Here is an 18,227-nt window from a genome sequence, read left to right on the forward strand (position 1 = left end):
ACAATCACCTTGAGATCTTACATATCTTTCACGTTGAAGATGTTCATCCATCTCAACATCTAGAAACTGTTCAATAATTCCTCCAAATAGTCTTTGCATTAATCCATTTTTCCCAATAATGTCATTCATATCTCTGCACTTTGCTAATTCATCCTTTAAATTTATATCTGGTACTTGAATTTCTCTCATTTTTTACGCTCCTTAAAAATATTCTTATAGATATTATTACCATAAATACCAGTTACACATACAAAAAAATAAAAGTAGATTTGTTTTTACACAAACCTACTTACATTCTCGGATTTTTTCCTGTGCTATTGTCAAACTACTTTTATTCAATATCTTCTTTTGAGATGTCATATTTATCATTATTTATAACTAAAAAGCCTACAAATAAATGTAGACTTTTTAACTTATCAACTCTATCTCTTGAAAACCTTGAACCTTATAGTAATTCTTTTAAACTAGGTTCTAGTAATACCCCATGTTTAGATTCATAATCATATTTATTAGATTCTTTTATTACATTAAAAACAAAGTTAACCGCCTTTTCAGTTGCCATACTTAAGTTTTCATATTTTAATAAATATCCAAATAATACTGAAACAAATATATCTCCTGTACCTGGATAAGACTTTTCTAATTTATCTGTAGCAAATTTTTCTATTGAACCATCTTCATATAATAACGTTGATATTTTATTAATATCATTCTCTACCATACTAGTTATAACTATATTTCTACATCCTATATTACTAATCTTATCTAATATACCTTTAATATCATTATCCTTAGGATTGTCTATATAATTTTCTAAAGATAGATAACATGCCTCTGTATAGTTAGGAGTAATTACATCTGAAATCTCTATTAGCTTTCTTATACTATTCATATAGTTATAATCGAAATTTGAGTAATACTTTCCATTATCAGCAAATATGGGGTCAAGTATAACCTTAGTATTATCTTTTTTAAATTCTTTAACAAAACACAATACATCTTCTATTAATGATTTATCTCCAAGATATCCTATTAAAATACCATGAAACTCTAAACCTATTTCTTTATAATGTTTTGTTACTTCCTTTAAATAACTTCCTGTTTTTATTATAGATGGCTTTCCAAATCCGCCTGTATGGGTAGATAATAACATAGTAGGTATTGGACATACTTCATAACCCATAACAGAAAGTATTGGTATTACATTAGTTAATGCTGCCTTGCCAACACCGCATAAATCATGTATAACAGCTATTTTCTTTATTGGCTTTATATTATTCACAAACATGCTCCTTTAATATAGCTTTTTACTAAACATTATATGATGAATGTAGTTTCTTTTTTATTGCAAATGACATAGGAATAGCTATTGCTGCTCCAATTGCTGTTGTAGTTATTGATGTTGATAAAGATATTAATGCTGCTCTCCATCCTGTGAATATGAAAGCATTAAATAAAAAGTATCCAACTAAAGAAACTATGCCACCTAAAACAAAAGCAAAAGTGTTTTGTTTTACTGATTTTCCTTCTTTATTATTAGCAAAAGCAACTTTACCTGTTACATATCCTGTTAACCCTTTAACTATAAAAGTAGGGATTGCCCATGCTTGAAAACCAGGACTTAATAAGTCAAATAAAGCACAGCCTATAGCGCCAGGCCAAAAAGCATCTTTTCCAACTATAGTGGCTGCTATAAAAATAGCTGTTGTTCCTAAATGGATCATTGATTTTGCTCCACCAAGATATATAGGTATATGAATCCAAGTACCTATATAACAAATAGCTGCCAATACTCCTAGTATTACAATTTTTCTTGTTTTATTATTCATAAATGTATCCCCCTAAAATATTCCTTTTTTCTTTATAATAGCTAAAATTTTTCCCTTAGTCAATTGTATGGATACATTTATGTATTTACTATTTAATAAAAAGGACTGTGAATATCCAATTAGAATTTTCACAGCCCGTTTCAAAAATTTATTTCAATTATCTATTAAAGATTCAAGACAAGTTTTAAATACTTTCCTTATAAAAGTAATAAAATGTTTATATGTTTTGTATAATATCTAAAACACTTTCAACACTGGAATTTATTTTAAATATTATATCTTCATCTATTCTTAATTTACATTCATTATTATTTACTTTTATTTCACCACTAGAGCATTTACCTAACTCTTTGTATTTTGTTGCTTCTATATCTATGTAAAATTTTGATCCTTTAGTCCCTGTAATTTTAAGTACTGAGCCTTCTTCATTGTCATTTTTAACTCTTATACTTATAATATTATTGCTTTTGTTACTACAACCTAATATAATTCCTACAGTTGGAACTTTCTCTATTATAGCTTTTCCGCTAAGTGTCATCCACCCACCACTTAATTTAATCTTTGTCATAATTTCCAAATCATATTTACTTTCTATTGTTTTTAATACTTGACCCAATTTACAAACTGTAAGTTCTAATTTCATCTTTATAATACCTCTCTATTCTTTTATGTTTTATCTGATGGCTACGCCCATAAATTAACTCATCTAACATTCATATGGTTGAAAATACCACCTAAATGAAGATTCGTTCTATATAATTCTATTAAATTTTTAAAAACCCCATATAATTTTAAACTTTTCTATAATATTATATACTCTTATATGTTAATTCATAGATTTGTTTGAATATTTAGTATTATTCCACAATATGTTACTATCAATATATATATTGATAGTATATTTAAAACTTTTTCTTAATTCCATATTTTCTTAGTAGATATTTTCACTTTATCATTTAACTCAATGTTAATGGAAACATCTCCTTTGGCACTTTGACCTACAATCTTAAAGCTGTAACTTCCTTTATTTAAACTAATTGCTTTTTCACCATTTTCGCTACCTTCAAAGATTTTCTCAATGGTTTTTTCAGGTGTAATTAAAACACCTTTAAATTTACCACTCGTAGTATGACTTTTGTATCTAAATATAATATCATTGCTTTCGTCTGACTCAATATTCCAAATTGTATCCTTACCATCAAAACCACTAAACTTTATACTTGTTTCATTATTAGATTGAGATTTCTCATCTCTAATCATATAACTAAAACTATCCCTATCTTGAGATATTTTTTTATCATTATGATAATAAGATTTTTGTTCATCATTACAACCGCTAAATGGTATTATTAATATTAAACATATGAGACACCAACCTAGCTTTTTAAAATTCATTAAATCATCCTTTCATATAAAATTTTATCTGATGGCTACCACCCGTAACACTCCAATTCGCTTACAAGGTGTCAGTTAACATGTGCTACTCCCCTAGATTAACGCATCTAACATTCATGTAATATAAAAAACATAATATGAGTGAATATTTGTTCTACATGATAGCTACTACCTGTTAACCCCTAGTATTCAGTTATTTTCCTATCTTCCACTTTAGTAATGTCTCTCTTTTATTAACTCAATGTGTAGATATTAATCACTTAAAGTTAAGTATAGTATAGCATCTACTTTTCTTATTTTCCAATTACCTTATATTATACCTAATGTTTTCTTTGTAGTATATTTACACAAAAACTTATTTGATATCTAGATTTTCCAAAATAAACAACCATGGATGAGTCCATGGTTGTTTATTTTTATAAAATCATTTAAATGTAAGATATGCTTAATTTAATAACTACATAATATACGGTTATTCTAAGTTTTAGTCAAAACAATATATTATTTCAAGCAAATTTTACTTAAATTTAAGAATCACTGTATTCTAATGGACCATACTTATCCTTATCCAATGTAACTAAAACTTTAGTTAATTCTTCTACATGATGTTTTTCATCCCTTATTATACGATTTATTAAGTCTATTAAGGTAGTATCATCAATATTTGCAATGAAATCTTCATAAAGAACTATTGCTTCTAATTCACCTTTTATAGCGTCCCTAATATGTGTAAGCAAATTACCTTTATTTCCTTTAATTGTTACAAAATCTTTATATTTATCCTTTGTTGATATTTTTATATGATCAGCTACATCTTGATACATCCTCTTTTGTTCCCTATCAACATTTCTTAAAGCTTCTAAAAAAAGCCCATAATGTCTTTTTTCCTCCTCCATGATATGATAAAAAATATCCTTAACTTCCCTATTATCCGTAAGGCTTATAAATTTACTATAATCATTAATTGCAACTATCTCACTTATAAGTCCTTCTCTAAGAAAAATCTCAGTATTTTTAAGTAATCCTTGTGGTTGTCTATTAGTAGTATAACTCATTACATCGCCTCATTTTTTATTTATATATTATATAATATTTTTAATGTTTACAAACTGTTCCAAAATATATTTTATTGACATTATTGAAAATTTAATCTAACACAATATATATTATTTTGAATTTGATGCTATAATAATTAAAAGGATTTAAAGTATGTGAGTTTATGAAAAAAGTACTTTTCGGTGGTGGATGCTTTTGGGGTGTTGAAGAATTCTTTTCTAGGCTCCAAGGAGTTACAGAAACAGAAGTTGGATACGCTAATGGAAAAACTGTGAATCCTACTTACAAAGAAATATGTACCAATGATACGGATTATGTAGAGGTATGTTATATTACATATGATGAAAAAGTTATTTCTCTTGAAACCTTATTAAATAAGTTTTGGTCTATTATAGATCCTACTACTAAAAATAGGCAAGGTAATGACATTGGAACTCAATATAGAAGTGGGATCTATTATATTGATTCTAAAGACCTAGATATTATTAATAGTAGTAAAGAAACGGTTCAAAAACAATATGATAAACCTATTACTACTGAAATTAAACCTCTTAAAAATTACTATACTGGAGAGGAATATCATCAAAAATATTTAAAGAAGAATCCTGGTGGATATTGTCATATTAAATTTGATTAGTATGTCTTTTGTTTGTTTTAATTAGACTAGGTTATATAATGAACCTTAGCTCTATAAATAATAAATTAAATTATGGGTAACATAATATATGTTTGAATTTTTTAATTTATATATTGTGTTATCTGTATTAGATTCTATACAATATATTAAGGAGGATTTTATCTTAATGAAAATATTAAAGTATATGCTAATATTCATACCTATAAGTTTCATTGGTAAATTTATAAATGTATCCCCTTCCATAATGTTTATATTATCAGCCTTATCTATAGTTCCATTAGCTGGTATTATGGGGGAAGGAACAGAAGAAATCTCTTTTTACTCTGGTCCTAAAGTAGGTGGTTTCTTAAATGGAACATTTGGAAATGCAACTGAACTTATAATATCATTTTTTGCTCTTAAAGAAGGACTTTTTGAAGTAGTTAAATCATCTATTGCTGGTGCTGTTATAGGAAATATCTTATTAGTACTTGGTGCAAGTATGTTGGCTGGTGGATTAAAACATAAAACTCAAAGCTTTAATAAAAAGGTAGTAGAAGTTTCATCAAGTATGTTACTCTTTTCTGTTATTGGATTATGTATTCCAGCTCTGTTCACTCATACAGTAGATGAAGCCCTATTAAATACACGATATGAAGGTTTAAGTATTGTAGTTTCAATAATAATGTTTGTAATATACATATTAAGTTTAGTATTTTCTTTCTACACACATAAAGACATATATACTTTTAGTGATCATGAAGACGGAACTGCCAAGTGGTCTTTAAAAAAATCTATAACTATATTGGTTATTTCTACTGTCTTAATAGCAATAGAAAGTGAATTTTTGGTTTCTGGGATAGACTCTATAACTAAAACTTTAGGGTTAAGTGAGTTCTTTGTAGGTATTATATTAATTCCTATAATAGGAAATGCAGCAGAACATAGTACTTCTGTTGTTATGGCACTTAAAAATAAGATGGATGTATCCTTAGAGATTGCCATAGGTTCTAGCTTACAAATAATTTTATTTGTTGCCCCTATTTTAGTGTTTATAAGCTTATTTTTTACTCCTATGAGTATAATATTTAATGAATTTGAATTAATAGCACTTATAGCATCGGTACTTATAGCTAATAGAGTGGCCAATGATGGAGAATCTAATTGGCTAGAAGGTATCCAACTTCTTGCTGTGTATTTTATAATTGCAGCGTCATTTTTTATTCTTTAATACAGTTTATTAAACTTATCCAATAACCAAGTTCAATGCTAAAATACCTAGAAAGCTTTCTACAAAATGTAGTTACTTCTAGGTATTTTCTTATATTATAAATATTTTTATAATATCTTTATGCATGTCTTGTGTTTTAAATAGTTAACCTTATATTAAGGCTTTAACTATATTTTTTCCAAGTTCTTCTGCATCCTCTATTGCCTTTACATTATTTTTAACCTCACCTAATTCATAACAAGATACATTCATTACATTACAGACTTCTCCACCACAAAATACAATTGAATCTGCAAGAGATCTATATACATTTGAAGCTCCTGATGTCATAGCTTCTGATTCTGCATATGTAATTATAATATGAATTTTTCTATAACCTTTGCTACTCCATTATTATCATTACTATCTGTTACATAATTTGCAATACTTTTAACTTCTTCTATAGCATTTCCCATAGCTACTCCAAGTCCTGCATATTCAATCATTTCGACATCATTAGCCTGATCCCCAATGCATATTATCTCATCTCTATTAATTCCTAAATGATCTGCTAATTTTTTTACTCCATACCCCTTATTACACTCTTTATTCATTACCTCTAAAACTGTTGGCATGGTTTTTACAACATGATACTTATCATAATATTCCTTGGGCACTTCTTTCATTATTTTTTCTAGATTTTCTTCTTTCTGAGCAAATAATATTTTAGTAATATCATCTTTTACTAAATCACAATCAATAATTTTAACTTCAGTTCCAACAAAATCTTTTTCAAACCTTGTGAATTCATTTTCTTCTGGTGCTACACAATCATTGTGAGTATAAGCCATCATTTGCAATCCGGTGTTTAGACTTAACTTATAAGACTCTATCAAATCTTCATTGCTTAGTCCCTTATAATTAATACACTCAAAGTCATCAGTCTTATATATTGTTCCCCCATTATTTGCAATAAGGTATTCATTTTCTCCTCTTAAATTCATTTCTTCCAAAAACTTTTCTAATCCTTTTAAACTTCTTCCAGATGTAATTACAACCTTAACACCCTTTTCAATGGCATTCTTAATTGCATTCTTGTTCTCATTAGAAACTTCTCTATTACTATTTAATAAAGTTCCATCCATATCAATAGCTAATAACTTGTACATAATTTTCCCTCCTATGTTTAAACATCTTATGTCACTTAAATTTCAAATTTTCTAATACTAAGATTGAAAACTTGCCTTTTATCTAATGATTAAAAGAACCTCAGCTAAATGAAAATTCGTTCTATTTAATGACTACCACCTATAACATCACCTTACTTCAACATAATATATTAAATTCTATAAAAATTACCTTTTTATAAGATTCATTACCATTTTACATTTATTATTATCATTCGTTATCATTTTATATTACTTTATTCTTTTATGCAATATATTTTGTGTATTTATATAAAAATGTTATAATAATCATTAACAAACAATAATAAATGATAGTAAAAAATCAACTAATTAAGGAGTGCTTATATGTTTGCCGAGGAACGATTAGAGGAAATTTTAAATATACTTAGTGAAACTGGTAGAATAAAAGTAAAAGAACTTAGTGAAAAATTTAATGTATCTGAAGGAATGATACGAAAGGATTTGCAAAAGCTTGAGAAAACTCATTGTATTCAACGAACTTATGGTGGAGCTATATTAAATAGAAAAATTGCTACCAACACCTCTATATCCGCTCGAATGCATGTAAACTTAACTAGTAAAGAACTTATAGCTAAAAAGGCTTTAGATATTATAGAAGATGGAGATATAATTTTTTTAGATGCTTCAAGTATAAATTTTTTATTAGCTAAATTATTATCAATTAGTAATAAAAAAATAACATTAGTAACTAATATGCCTTTAATTTTTGCCCTCTTCAATACCAATGAAACTGTTGATGTCATATGTATTGGTGGTATATACGATAAAAAATCTGGTGGCTTACTTGGAACAGAGGTAACTAAAAGTATAAATAAATATAATTTCAACAAAGGATTTATTGGAAGCTCTGGCGTAAATTTAATTTCTAATAGCATAAGCACTATTACATTAGAAGATGGAAATATTAAAGAATCTGTTATATACCATAGTAAAAGGATTTTTCTTCTTGTAGAAAAGGAAAAGTTTAATATAGATGGAACTTATATTTTCGCTTCTTTAGATGACATAACTTCTGTAATCACAGATTCTGATATTAATGAAGACATAAAAGAACTATTAAATGAATCATCCATGCAAGTTTTTTAGGTTGTTTTAAATCAAAATTTATAGTTTTGAAAAATCTTCTATTACTCTAGCTTCCGCCTCCAATTTACTGCTAAAGTTGAAATAAAATAATGCACTAACCTTCAAAAGCTAGTGCATTATTTTTCCTATTAATCTAATTCCAATGGTAAAAATGCATAGTTTTTATCACTAAAAATACTACATTGTTTTATAGAAATTGGCGTTTTAAATATAGGTCCATCTATTACTGTAGTATGAAATTCTCCACCCTCTCCACAAGGATCGATACCTCTTTCTTCTAGCTCCTTAATATATTCATGAGTAAGAACGCGACCTAAGTCTTCTTTACGCATACCAAGTGATAAATTTACTGTTACTATTTTAGTGATAAACCCTAAATTTATAAATTCCTCAACAGTTTCTCTATGATTCATTTGCCATAATGGCATAGCAAGATCTATGTTTGCTTTTTCTGTAACTTTCTCATACCAACATCCAGTACTAGGCATATCCAAGTCCCCTGTTAATAAAACCTCAGCACCATTATTTTTTGCCATATCTAAAAGTTCTATAAATTTTTCTTCATAATCTCCCCAAGTAGCTTTTGCACTATATATAGGCAACCCTATTGATTCTGCCTGAGCCCTTAACAATGCAGTGGGTAATCCATGAGATCTTGAACGTTTACCCTCTTCCTCCATCATAACAATAAGCCCACAAGGTTCTCCTTGTTGCATTCCTTTATAAAGTGCTAGTACACTATCTTTTCCCCCACTAAATGAAGTTATAAATCTACGTCCTTTAGCTCCATCTAACCAATTGTTACTATTATTCATTATAAATCTCCTTTGTTTTATGTATAATTTGTTTTTATCCAATTGTTGTAATTTCTAGTACTCCTTTAAATATAAACAATGTCGATTCTCTAGATAGGTTATTCTAGTGCTGAACTATATAATAATTTATTACTTTATAGTTAAACTCCATCTAAAAACAACAATCTCCTAATATTAATATTGCGTTCCTCAAAGCTTTAACTTGTTCTATATATATTTCATAAAATAATAATACTATAAGTTTTAATAGTAAAAAAGTACATTTAACATTAAAATTAATTATTTATAAAAATATACACCTTTTATCTGATGGCTATGACCTTTTAAACAAAAAACCACAAGTCAATTCCTTGTGGATCTCTGTACAAATATAGTTTTTAAGTTAGTGCACATTTTTTTTATTTATATTATATATTTTATTTCTTTATTTTCGAATATATCATTTATTGTATTTGCAAAAAATTCCTTCATATCCTGAAGTTCTTCTTTCGTGTATACAAACTTCCCGTATCCAAACTGACCATACTTATACTTTCTTTTCTCATCTTCCATTGGAAGAGTATTCTCTGGGAATACCTCCATTATTATATTTTTTGCTCTTGGAGTATATCTATGGGAAATTACTTCGAAGGTTAAAGGATATTTTAAATCCTTTGGTAATTTAGAATTTAATTCTATTAAAAGATCTTTATAATCTTTCTTCCATCCATCATAAATAAACACGGGAGCTATTATAAATCCTAAAGGATATCCTGCCTTTGCAACTTGAACACTTGCTTCTATTCTCTTTTCAAAAGATGCTGTCTTTCTCTCGTAATTTTTTATAACTTTATCTGTATTTAATGTAAATCTTATCTCAGTTTTTCCATTGTGATTTGCATTTAAAAGACCATCTACATCATTATATTTAGTAACAAATCTAAACCGGCCCTTATCACTCTTTCCAAAAAACTCTATGGTCTTTCTTAATGAATTGGTATATGGTTCAACTGGAATTGGATCCGATGTTGCTGAACCTTCAAATATTGTTGTATCAGGCAGTCTTTCATTTATATATTTTTCAGTCTGCTTAAGTATATCATCTATATTTACATTAATCTTTGTATAAGGCTTATCTCCTAAGTTTGTATTAAGATAGCAATACTCACAATTTCCTATACATCCTGATACCAGTGGTAATTGGTAGTGAGCTGATGGCTTACAGGATTGAAATTTCAAACCTTTTTTAACCCCAACTACTAACGTACTTTTACCTTCTCTATAAAAATTGTATAGATCTTCTCCTGGTATATGCTGTTTCACTTTATTAGATGTTAATCTTATTATTTCAATATTTTTGTTATCTTTAAATGTGTTATATATATCTTCACCTATTTCATAATCTAAAGATCCTTTTTCAAATATTATTCTTTTAGGAACAAACATAAATTATTTCCTCCTTTTTATCTTACGTAAAACAGTATTACTTAATAATAGATTATATTTTTAATATGTTTAGTTTAATCTATTTTTCAATTAGTATGTATAAACTCTTAAAATATCTCCATCTCATTCTCAATGCTAATTATTTCTGCATCAGTATTACACTCTATAAAAATTATTATATTTTCCATTGTAGAATCTACTTGAGCTGAACTTCCACATACTGCTGCAATACCTATTACTATAGTCTGATGTATATCTTGTTCATCTATTTCACTAACAGAAACATTAAACTTATTTTTTAATTTTTGTACTATACTTTTTACAACCATTCTTTTTTCTTTTAAGGAGTGTACCCACGAAGCTCTCAATGTAACACCCATAAGTAATACCTTCATTTTTAAACCCTCCTAGTTTTATTAGTTATAATAATATATTTTATTCTAACTTCAACCCAAGCTAAAAGCACTTTACAGTAGCACATCTAACTTATATGTTATTTATAAATACTCCTTGGTCCATCCACTATTAATTGATATTTCTTGAAATTCTCCTGTTGGTGCAAATAGAACTTTCAATTTTTTATACACGTCTTGATCTTCTTTATCTACCCTAACAATTAATAAGTTTAAATCTTGTATAACTAAGATCTGTATCATACATATTTAGTATCTCTATGACTGCTCTTAAAAGTTTTATTATTTCATCATATTTATAACTCACCGTAATATCTCCTTAAACTACTTATTTGTAATATGCCTATATTTTATCCCTTATGCAAGCATTATGTACAAGTTTTATTAATAGATATATACTAAAAGTATATGGGTATAAGCATTAGTTTAAGTTGCTTATACCCATACGCTTTTATGAATTTCTATTCTCGTGGACTTTAAATATTGTTAAATCTACATTTTCTTTATTCTATACATTGGAAAAAGTTCATTCACCTTATTTTCATAATTGATGTAATCTTCTTTAAATTTTTCCTTTAAATAATTATATTCATTTTCTATATTTAACTTAAACATTATATAGACAACTACAAATGTTGTTAAACATAACCACGAATTAACAAGTAGCGATATAGCAGGTATAAAAAACACTATAAAACTAGAGTATATTGGATTTCTACACATAGAGTATGTCCCTCTTGTTAGCAAAACCCCTTGGTTAAAATGTAGTACAAAAGTTTTTAATGTTTTTATATAAAACTTAATTCCTATAAATAGCAGTATTAATCCTAATGCCATTATATATGATCTAGGTGCTATATTAAATGCAAATACATTATTCCAAAGTCTAGATATAATTAAAGCTATAATAAAATAAGGAACTCCAATTAAAGCTAACTTAGGTCCTATTCCCCATTGCGTCATGTTTTTCCTCATTTCACTACACTCTCCTTTCGTAAAATAAATTACTTAATTGATAATTGTTTTCAATTAAATTGTACCACTATTATTTATTATAGTAAAGATTCTATTTTAAAGTATTTATTTTAATTATAGAGCTCTTAATTTATATAGTTTACAATTAGTATATGAAAATATATAAAAACTGTAGATACAAAATAATTTTTATACCTACAGTTTTCTTTTATATTATTTACTTTTTAGTATTTTCCTCTACAAATACTTGTATATCTTCAATATCATCATTGAATTTTACAAACCCCTCATGTAATGTTTACATACTTGTCTTTTCTAATGTTTTATAATTATACATATGCTCCCCCACCTTTAATACAATTAATAATTTTTTTATAAACAGCAAATATTTCCTAATGATTCTTTTATATTTTTAGTATATACTCCACCATGATAACAAATAATTCTATCTATTTTATAGTTTAATAATTTACTAATAGACTTTTTAGCCTCATCAATATCTAAAGTATACTGTGGATTTGCAATGGATAGTTTTCCATCCTCTATTACCATGGCATCTCCTGCAATTAATGTTTTGCTATCTTTTATATAAACTGATATATGTCCTGGCATATGCCCTGGAGTTGAAATTATTTCTATTCCTCCACAGAATGAAAAGAAATCCTTATCTTTTAAAACCACATCAACTGGAACATTTTCTATAGATTCAAGCATCCTTTGAAAATCCCTTGCTCCTTTTTTCTCATGTTCAGATAGTGTTTTATATATTTTTTCTGCTTGTTGTAATCTTAAAGATTTTTCCTTACCACTAACATATTTCTCCTCATCAATTGAGGAAAAAATCTTAATATTAGGGTACTTTCTTTTAAACTCTCCAAGAGAGCCCATATGGTCAAAGTCATGATGGGTTATAATAATTTTTGTTAAATTACTTATATCAATTTCATTTCCTTTAGTGGTATTCTCTATTAAGTTTAAAAAATTAGGATAACCACAGTCAACTAAAACCATTTCTTTATCATCACTTAATATAACTGGAAAAATAGTATTTATTGATCCAGTCAGGTTAATTTCTAAAACTGTTAATTTATTCATAAGTTTATTCTCCTTAATACAATATTGAAATATATTTATTCTTACATATTGTATCCTTATTATAAATACACAATCAATTCTATAAATGTTTCTGTATTAAACTTAAGATACTTATAATGAATTTTATACCCTCTATTTATCTTTATTAAAAAATCCATATCCGACTTACTCTTAATAACATCAAATATGGATCTTTACTAGTTTTATATAACTTATATAAAAAGCATTTTATTTTTTATAGAGAATAATATTCTATACACATTCTCTTTCTTGTTTAATTATTCTTCTTATACTACTTTCCGTAAGATAATATTTATCAGTAAGATCCTTAACTGATATTCCTTCATTATATCTTTTAAAAATCTCTCTATTTCTTCTCTTTAAATCTTTTCTTATTCCACTATTTTCTCCCCAAGATTTTTTATTATTAGATTTTCTAGGTATATATAAATATCCACCATCTATATATTCTTGAATAACTTCAAGAACATGTGCTGGCAATATATTTTGTGCTTTTTTGTATTTCATGATTATTGCTCCTATCTACGTTTAATTTGTAAATAATGAGCAAAGACTGCACAAAACATTTTAGCCAAATTAATATTATTAATTTGGCCCCTAACAAAGGTTATTTCTGTATGTTTACAGTCTTTGCTAAGAGCCTAATTCAATAACTAAGTCTAATATATTATTCACAACTAAAACCCCTCTACGCATATATTTTTATATATTTTACCATAGATACTTCTAAAAAGCATATATACTTTTTAATTTTTACTACTATTGCTAGAAATATAAAGTTAAAAGTGATATCAATTAAACACTTTAAATTTTGTTACATATGTTACAGATTAATATAGTAAATTAAGTGTATAATGTATTTAAAATTAATATTACTATGTCAGCCTTAGATTAATTTCAATAGATTTTTTCTTATATAAAGGTATTCTTTAAGAATATAAGTTATAACTGGAAAACTGTAACTATACTAAGCTTTAAAGTCCTATATTATAATAACTTACATACTACTTTACAAGAAAATGCAAGTGTTAACCACGATAAATATTATACAAAAGGGGGAATTTTCCTATGAAAAGAATTGATGAACGTGATGTTATGTTTTCTAGATCTAACTATACTAAAGGAACGCCTGAATATGAGGATTATTATAAAAGAAATCCTGAAAATAAAGATATAGATGATTCAATCCGTTCCAAGCCTAATCTTTGTAGCCCAGGTACTATGTCTTATAATCCAATAAATTCTCCAATGGCTGAATCAGCATTTATGTTCTTAAGTGATATAAAAAAACTGTCTGAAGTTAATCCAAAGCCTAATAAAGTAGAAATAAATCCTAAGATAATTACTGAAAGAATTAAAGGATATACGAAATTTTATGGAGCAAATCTTGTTGGAATAACTAAAATGAAAGATTATCATTACTATAGTCATAGAGGTAGACATGTTGAAAATTATGGTGAAGAAATAACATCAAAAGATATGCATACTTACGGTATAGTATTTGCAGTAGAAATGGATAAAGAAATGATAAATCGTTCTCCTATGGTATCTGAAATTATAGCTACATCCAAAGCTTATGTTGATGTATCTGTAATAGGTATGATACTTTCTTATTACATAAGCAGTCTAGGTTATGAAGCTAGAAACCATATGGATGCTAATTATTTAGTAGTTTGTCCATTGGTTGCTAAAGATGCAGGGTTAGGTGAAATTGGTAGAAATGGTATTCTGACCACTAGAGAATATGGCTCTAGAGTTAGATTAGGGATTGTAACAACTAATCTTCCACTTATAGAAGATGATTCAATTGATTTCGGATTAGAAGATTTCTGTAATATTTGTAATAATTGTTCAAGAACTTGCCCAGGTAAAGCTATACCTAAAGAAGATAAATCTTTGGTTCATGGTGTTAATCGATGGCAAATAAATCAAGAACAATGCTATGATAGATGGAGAAGTTTAGGAACTGATTGTGGTATATGTATATCCAGTTGCCCATTTAGTCAAAATCTTGATTTTATGCAAGATATAGATAATTTTAAAGGTAATACTGATTTGATAAACTCTATTTTAAAACAATATAAAGAAAAATATATATCTAGACCATTTATACCAACACCTCCTGACTGGCTAAAATAATCAGATTGATTCTTAGCTTCAAGAGAAGTTTACCTAAAAGCAATGCTTTACTCAAATGTTTGTATATTAGTATTTGGTAACATAAAGAATAATTTTATAGCAACTTGTTAGATAGAGTTTCTATGTGTTTTAAACTTAATCTAACCATTATAAAACAGAAAAATCTAAGAGATTATTCTCTTAGATTTTTATAGTTCTGTGTATTTTTTGCTTGTGCCTCTTGATTTTTCCACTGGATATTTCTTTTCATTCTTATCCATTTTTTTATTTATTATTTCTTTTATATCTACATTTAAGGCATCAGCCATATGCATACAATAAATTATTACATCTGCCAATTCATCTGATACCTCTTCTTTATCGTAATTGTTATTCCATAAAAAATGTTCAAGCAACTCCCCAGATTCTATGTTTATTGCCTTAGCCAAATTTTCTGGAGTATGAAACTGTGACCAACTTCTATCATCTCTAAACTTTCTTATTCTCTTTCTAGTATCTTCCATATTGAATATCCTTCTTTCTACAACAAGATTTATTTTACTAAAATTGTTATGTTGTTATTTTTATCTTATATGCACCTTAAAAGCATCTTAAAAATAATAGCCCACAGATTCCAAGTATATTTAGTATAAGACAAAGAGTTAAAAGTCATTCTATTTAAAATTCATTATAAATTCAATATGGCTACTATCATCACTTATCTGTTCTTTATTAACTGAAAAGCCTTGATTAATATAAAAGTTTACTGCATTTTTATTTTCTTTATAAACGGCTAATGATAAATTGTTATAGTTATTTTTTACATAATCTATCAATTTCTTACCTATACCCTTGTTCTGACTTTTACTATCTACGAACAAAGCTCCAATAAATTCACCCTCTATAATACTTATAAATCCTTTGATAATATTACTCTCCTCATAAACATAAGTCTCTGACATAGGTATATAATTGTTTTTAACTGTATCATAGTTTGTTAGCCAATAGCTTTTGTCTATAAAATCATGAGCCTTAACTGTGCTATCTAACCATATTTCCATTACTCTATCCACATTATCTTTTTCTAATTTCTTAATATTTTTTATCATATTTATTGTCTCCTTATATATTTATTATTATATTATATATTAATAAATCTTTCCAACTGGTGCCAAATAAACTCCAAGCTCATCTTCTCCATCGTCCATAATTAGTTTGTCTATTTCCTCTTAATTATAAGCTCCTATTGCACAAGTTCCACAATTAATTGCTTCCTTAGATTTCATAAAATTACGTAACTCTTTCAATCCATCCATAGAATCCCTTCCATAAATTTACCATAATATATATTTTCCTAATAAAATCATATCAATGTACAGATGTCCATTCAAGCTCATAAATAATTCTGTAATAAACATGGTAATTAATAATTTGTCATAATAAAAAACCATGTAGGTAATTGTCCTACATGGTTTTTTATTGTGATTATATACTTCCATATATTAAGCAACCATCTTTAAAAACTCATTAATCGTCAATGAATATTTAATTTCTTTATCTAATTTTTTAGTTTCTCTAAAACCAATTCCCTTAAATGCATTTCTAGACCTTGTATTCTCAACTCTAATTTTAGCAACTACACTATTAACTCTCCAATTGAAAAATGCCTGTTTTAAACTCTCTAATATTGCTGCCTTTCCAGCACCCAAACCCCATAAATCCTTTTCTCCTATGGCTATTACAATTTCTGCATCAGATCCCTTTTGTATTAATCTTACAAAGCCAATAGAAGAGTCATCATTTTTTATAATATAAAAACTACTATTATTATTAAATAAATGTGTAAGAATTGGCATATTTACTGTATTTATAACTTTTTCAATATTTCTGCTAGCATTTTTATCTTCATTTAAGTATCTAGTAACCTCTTCATCATTTAGCCATTGAATAATCTTAAAAGCGTCCGCCCTATATACTTCTTGTCTCAGTGAGACATCAAGCTTCATTTTTAAATCCCTCCAGATATATTTTTTTTAACTAACAATCGAGCTTAATTCTACTATTTATATAAACATTAGTAAAATTCATTTTTCTTGTTTATCATAGTTTAAAATGAATTTGAAGTGGTTTTCATTGTTTTTCTCTATTTACCATATATATACCATTTAAAACAATCATTACCATTAAATTTAATTTTGTTGAATTAAATGGTAATGATTATCTTAGTTTAAATATTTAATTATACAACTGTACATTTTTTTTAATTCTCAACCATATAGAAGCTGGAAAATCCATAAGAAAACTAGAAGGTTTTCTTATGGATTTTTCTTTTTACAAACATTAAATTTAACAAACTTTATTCTTACCATGCTTTTCGTAATATGACTCTAAAACTTAAGATTTTTATATATAATGTTTTCTACAAGATCTAGATAATCTCCATTATATATAAATGTTCTATTTGATAGCATTACTGAAATTCCATGTACCATTGACCACATAGCTATTACATCTTGTGCATATTCTTCTTCTCTAACATCTATACTTTTTAGGTATTCAATAGCACAACTTTTAAATAAATCAAATGCCCCTGTATCTTTAGTTTCAAGGTTATTTTCATCAACTATAATTTCATATTTATAATTATTTAAAAACAAAAACTTTAAGTAATCAGGATTTTCAACCATAAACCAAACATATTTTTTTCCAAGCTCCATAATTTTTCTATATGGATCATCTTTATATATCTCTGCTATTTCACTTAAAGATCTTTCAAATTTGCTAAATACATATTGAGATATAGCACTGATTAATTCTTCCTTACTTTTAAAATGCTTATATGGAGCTGAATGACTTACATTACATAAAGCTGCTACTTTTCTAAGTGAAAACTTATCTGCACCATCTTCATTAAACAACTTTAAGCCATTTTGATGTGAATTGCTTTTCTTATTTCATCAAACTG

Annotated in this window: 22 protein-coding genes and 1 pseudogene; 4 read left to right on the forward strand and 19 right to left on the reverse strand. The window is 27.0% G+C overall.

Annotated elements, in window-relative coordinates:
• The 6 genes and pseudogenes from BM119_RS16340 to BM119_RS16365 form a co-directional block, all read right to left on the reverse strand.
• Positions 1-189, reverse strand: a pseudogene (locus BM119_RS16340) (IS256 family transposase); the annotation flags it as partial.
• 256 nt (positions 190-445) lie between these two features.
• Positions 446-1,282: a pyridoxamine kinase gene (locus BM119_RS16345; RefSeq protein WP_242948450.1), complete on the reverse strand. Its 837-nt coding sequence runs from the start codon at positions 1,280-1,282 to the stop codon at positions 446-448.
• 28 nt (positions 1,283-1,310) lie between these two features.
• The gene (locus BM119_RS16350; RefSeq protein WP_090042800.1) at positions 1,311-1,829 is read right to left on the reverse strand and encodes an ECF transporter S component; all 519 of its coding nucleotides are present in this window, start codon (positions 1,827-1,829) and stop codon (positions 1,311-1,313) included.
• 217 nt (positions 1,830-2,046) lie between these two features.
• Positions 2,047-2,472: a UDP-N-acetylglucosamine pyrophosphorylase gene (locus BM119_RS16355; protein WP_090042801.1), complete on the reverse strand. Its 426-nt coding sequence runs from the start codon at positions 2,470-2,472 to the stop codon at positions 2,047-2,049.
• Positions 2,473-2,744: 272 nt separating this feature from the next.
• Positions 2,745-3,224: a hypothetical protein gene (locus BM119_RS16360; RefSeq protein ID WP_090042802.1), complete on the reverse strand. Its 480-nt coding sequence runs from the start codon at positions 3,222-3,224 to the stop codon at positions 2,745-2,747.
• Between the two features lie 527 nt (positions 3,225-3,751).
• The gene (locus BM119_RS16365) at positions 3,752-4,279 is read right to left on the reverse strand and encodes a ferritin family protein (protein ID WP_090042803.1); all 528 of its coding nucleotides are present in this window, start codon (positions 4,277-4,279) and stop codon (positions 3,752-3,754) included.
• Positions 4,280-4,443: 164 nt separating this feature from the next.
• On the opposite strand from BM119_RS16365, the gene msrA reads away from it, so the two are divergent.
• Positions 4,444-4,917, forward strand: coding sequence for a peptide-methionine (S)-S-oxide reductase MsrA (msrA, locus tag BM119_RS16370; protein ID WP_090042804.1), 474 nt, complete (start codon positions 4,444-4,446; stop codon positions 4,915-4,917).
• A gap of 160 nt (positions 4,918-5,077) precedes the next feature.
• On the forward strand, positions 5,078-6,127 hold the full coding sequence (gene cax, locus BM119_RS16375) for a calcium/proton exchanger (RefSeq protein ID WP_423231012.1): 1,050 nt from the start codon (positions 5,078-5,080) through the stop codon (positions 6,125-6,127).
• Between the two features lie 150 nt (positions 6,128-6,277).
• Here cax and BM119_RS16380 read toward each other — a convergent pair whose 3' ends face one another.
• Positions 6,278-6,457, reverse strand: coding sequence for a hypothetical protein (locus BM119_RS16380; protein WP_090042806.1), 180 nt, complete (start codon positions 6,455-6,457; stop codon positions 6,278-6,280).
• A gap of 23 nt (positions 6,458-6,480) precedes the next feature.
• On the reverse strand, positions 6,481-7,275 hold the full coding sequence (locus BM119_RS16385) for a Cof-type HAD-IIB family hydrolase (protein WP_090042807.1): 795 nt from the start codon (positions 7,273-7,275) through the stop codon (positions 6,481-6,483).
• 363 nt (positions 7,276-7,638) lie between these two features.
• Here BM119_RS16385 and BM119_RS16390 point away from each other — a divergent pair, with 363 nt between their 5' ends.
• On the forward strand, positions 7,639-8,400 hold the full coding sequence (locus BM119_RS16390; RefSeq protein ID WP_090042808.1) for a DeoR/GlpR family DNA-binding transcription regulator: 762 nt from the start codon (positions 7,639-7,641) through the stop codon (positions 8,398-8,400).
• A 128-nt stretch (positions 8,401-8,528) separates the two neighbouring features.
• On the opposite strand, the gene BM119_RS16395 is transcribed toward BM119_RS16390, so the two are convergent.
• The 7 genes from BM119_RS16395 to BM119_RS16420 all read right to left on the reverse strand — a co-directional run bounded on the left by BM119_RS16395 (position 8,529) and on the right by BM119_RS16420 (position 13,651).
• A complete protein-coding gene (locus tag BM119_RS16395) occupies positions 8,529-9,215 on the reverse strand; it encodes a Dph6-related ATP pyrophosphatase (RefSeq protein ID WP_090042809.1) in 687 nt (228 codons plus the stop codon).
• 402 nt (positions 9,216-9,617) lie between these two features.
• Entirely contained in the window at positions 9,618-10,640 is a 1,023-nt protein-coding gene (gene splB, locus BM119_RS16400; RefSeq protein ID WP_090042810.1) for a spore photoproduct lyase, read from the reverse strand.
• A gap of 107 nt (positions 10,641-10,747) precedes the next feature.
• Positions 10,748-11,035, reverse strand: a complete 288-nt coding sequence (locus tag BM119_RS16405; protein ID WP_090042811.1) for a DUF503 domain-containing protein — start codon at positions 11,033-11,035, stop codon at positions 10,748-10,750.
• A 102-nt stretch (positions 11,036-11,137) separates the two neighbouring features.
• Positions 11,138-11,296 carry a hypothetical protein gene (locus BM119_RS20040; RefSeq protein WP_177199465.1) on the reverse strand — a complete coding sequence of 53 codons (159 nt, stop codon included), beginning with the start codon at positions 11,294-11,296 and terminating at the stop codon, positions 11,138-11,140.
• Between the two features lie 249 nt (positions 11,297-11,545).
• Positions 11,546-12,028 (reverse strand): methyltransferase family protein, encoded by a 483-nt coding sequence (locus BM119_RS16410; protein ID WP_090042812.1) that lies wholly within the window; start codon positions 12,026-12,028, stop codon positions 11,546-11,548.
• A 372-nt stretch (positions 12,029-12,400) separates the two neighbouring features.
• Positions 12,401-13,123: an MBL fold metallo-hydrolase gene (locus BM119_RS16415; RefSeq protein WP_090042813.1), complete on the reverse strand. Its 723-nt coding sequence runs from the start codon at positions 13,121-13,123 to the stop codon at positions 12,401-12,403.
• A gap of 252 nt (positions 13,124-13,375) precedes the next feature.
• Entirely contained in the window at positions 13,376-13,651 is a 276-nt protein-coding gene (locus BM119_RS16420) for a CD3324 family protein (RefSeq protein ID WP_090042814.1), read from the reverse strand.
• A gap of 561 nt (positions 13,652-14,212) precedes the next feature.
• Between BM119_RS16420 and BM119_RS16425 the strand changes: the two genes are divergently transcribed.
• Complete coding sequence (locus tag BM119_RS16425) at positions 14,213-15,283, forward strand: 4Fe-4S dicluster domain-containing protein (RefSeq protein ID WP_177199466.1); 1,071 nt, start codon at positions 14,213-14,215, stop codon at positions 15,281-15,283.
• Positions 15,284-15,471: 188 nt separating this feature from the next.
• Here the strand turns inward: BM119_RS16425 and BM119_RS16430 are convergent, their stop codons facing one another.
• From BM119_RS16430 to BM119_RS16445, 4 genes are all read right to left on the reverse strand, one after another.
• Positions 15,472-15,786, reverse strand: coding sequence for a nucleotide pyrophosphohydrolase (locus BM119_RS16430; RefSeq protein WP_090042815.1), 315 nt, complete (start codon positions 15,784-15,786; stop codon positions 15,472-15,474).
• Positions 15,787-15,936: 150 nt separating this feature from the next.
• Positions 15,937-16,371, reverse strand: coding sequence for an N-acetyltransferase (locus BM119_RS16435; protein ID WP_090042816.1), 435 nt, complete (start codon positions 16,369-16,371; stop codon positions 15,937-15,939).
• Between the two features lie 393 nt (positions 16,372-16,764).
• Complete coding sequence (locus BM119_RS16440; protein WP_090042817.1) at positions 16,765-17,268, reverse strand: GNAT family N-acetyltransferase; 504 nt, start codon at positions 17,266-17,268, stop codon at positions 16,765-16,767.
• 381 nt (positions 17,269-17,649) lie between these two features.
• Positions 17,650-18,180, reverse strand: coding sequence for a TetR/AcrR family transcriptional regulator (locus BM119_RS16445; RefSeq protein ID WP_090042818.1), 531 nt, complete (start codon positions 18,178-18,180; stop codon positions 17,650-17,652).
• Between the last annotated feature and the right edge of the window lie 47 nt (positions 18,181-18,227).

Source organism: Clostridium frigidicarnis (genome assembly GCF_900111985.1).
GTDB classification, from domain to species: domain Bacteria; phylum Bacillota; class Clostridia; order Clostridiales; family Clostridiaceae; genus Clostridium_Z; species Clostridium_Z frigidicarnis.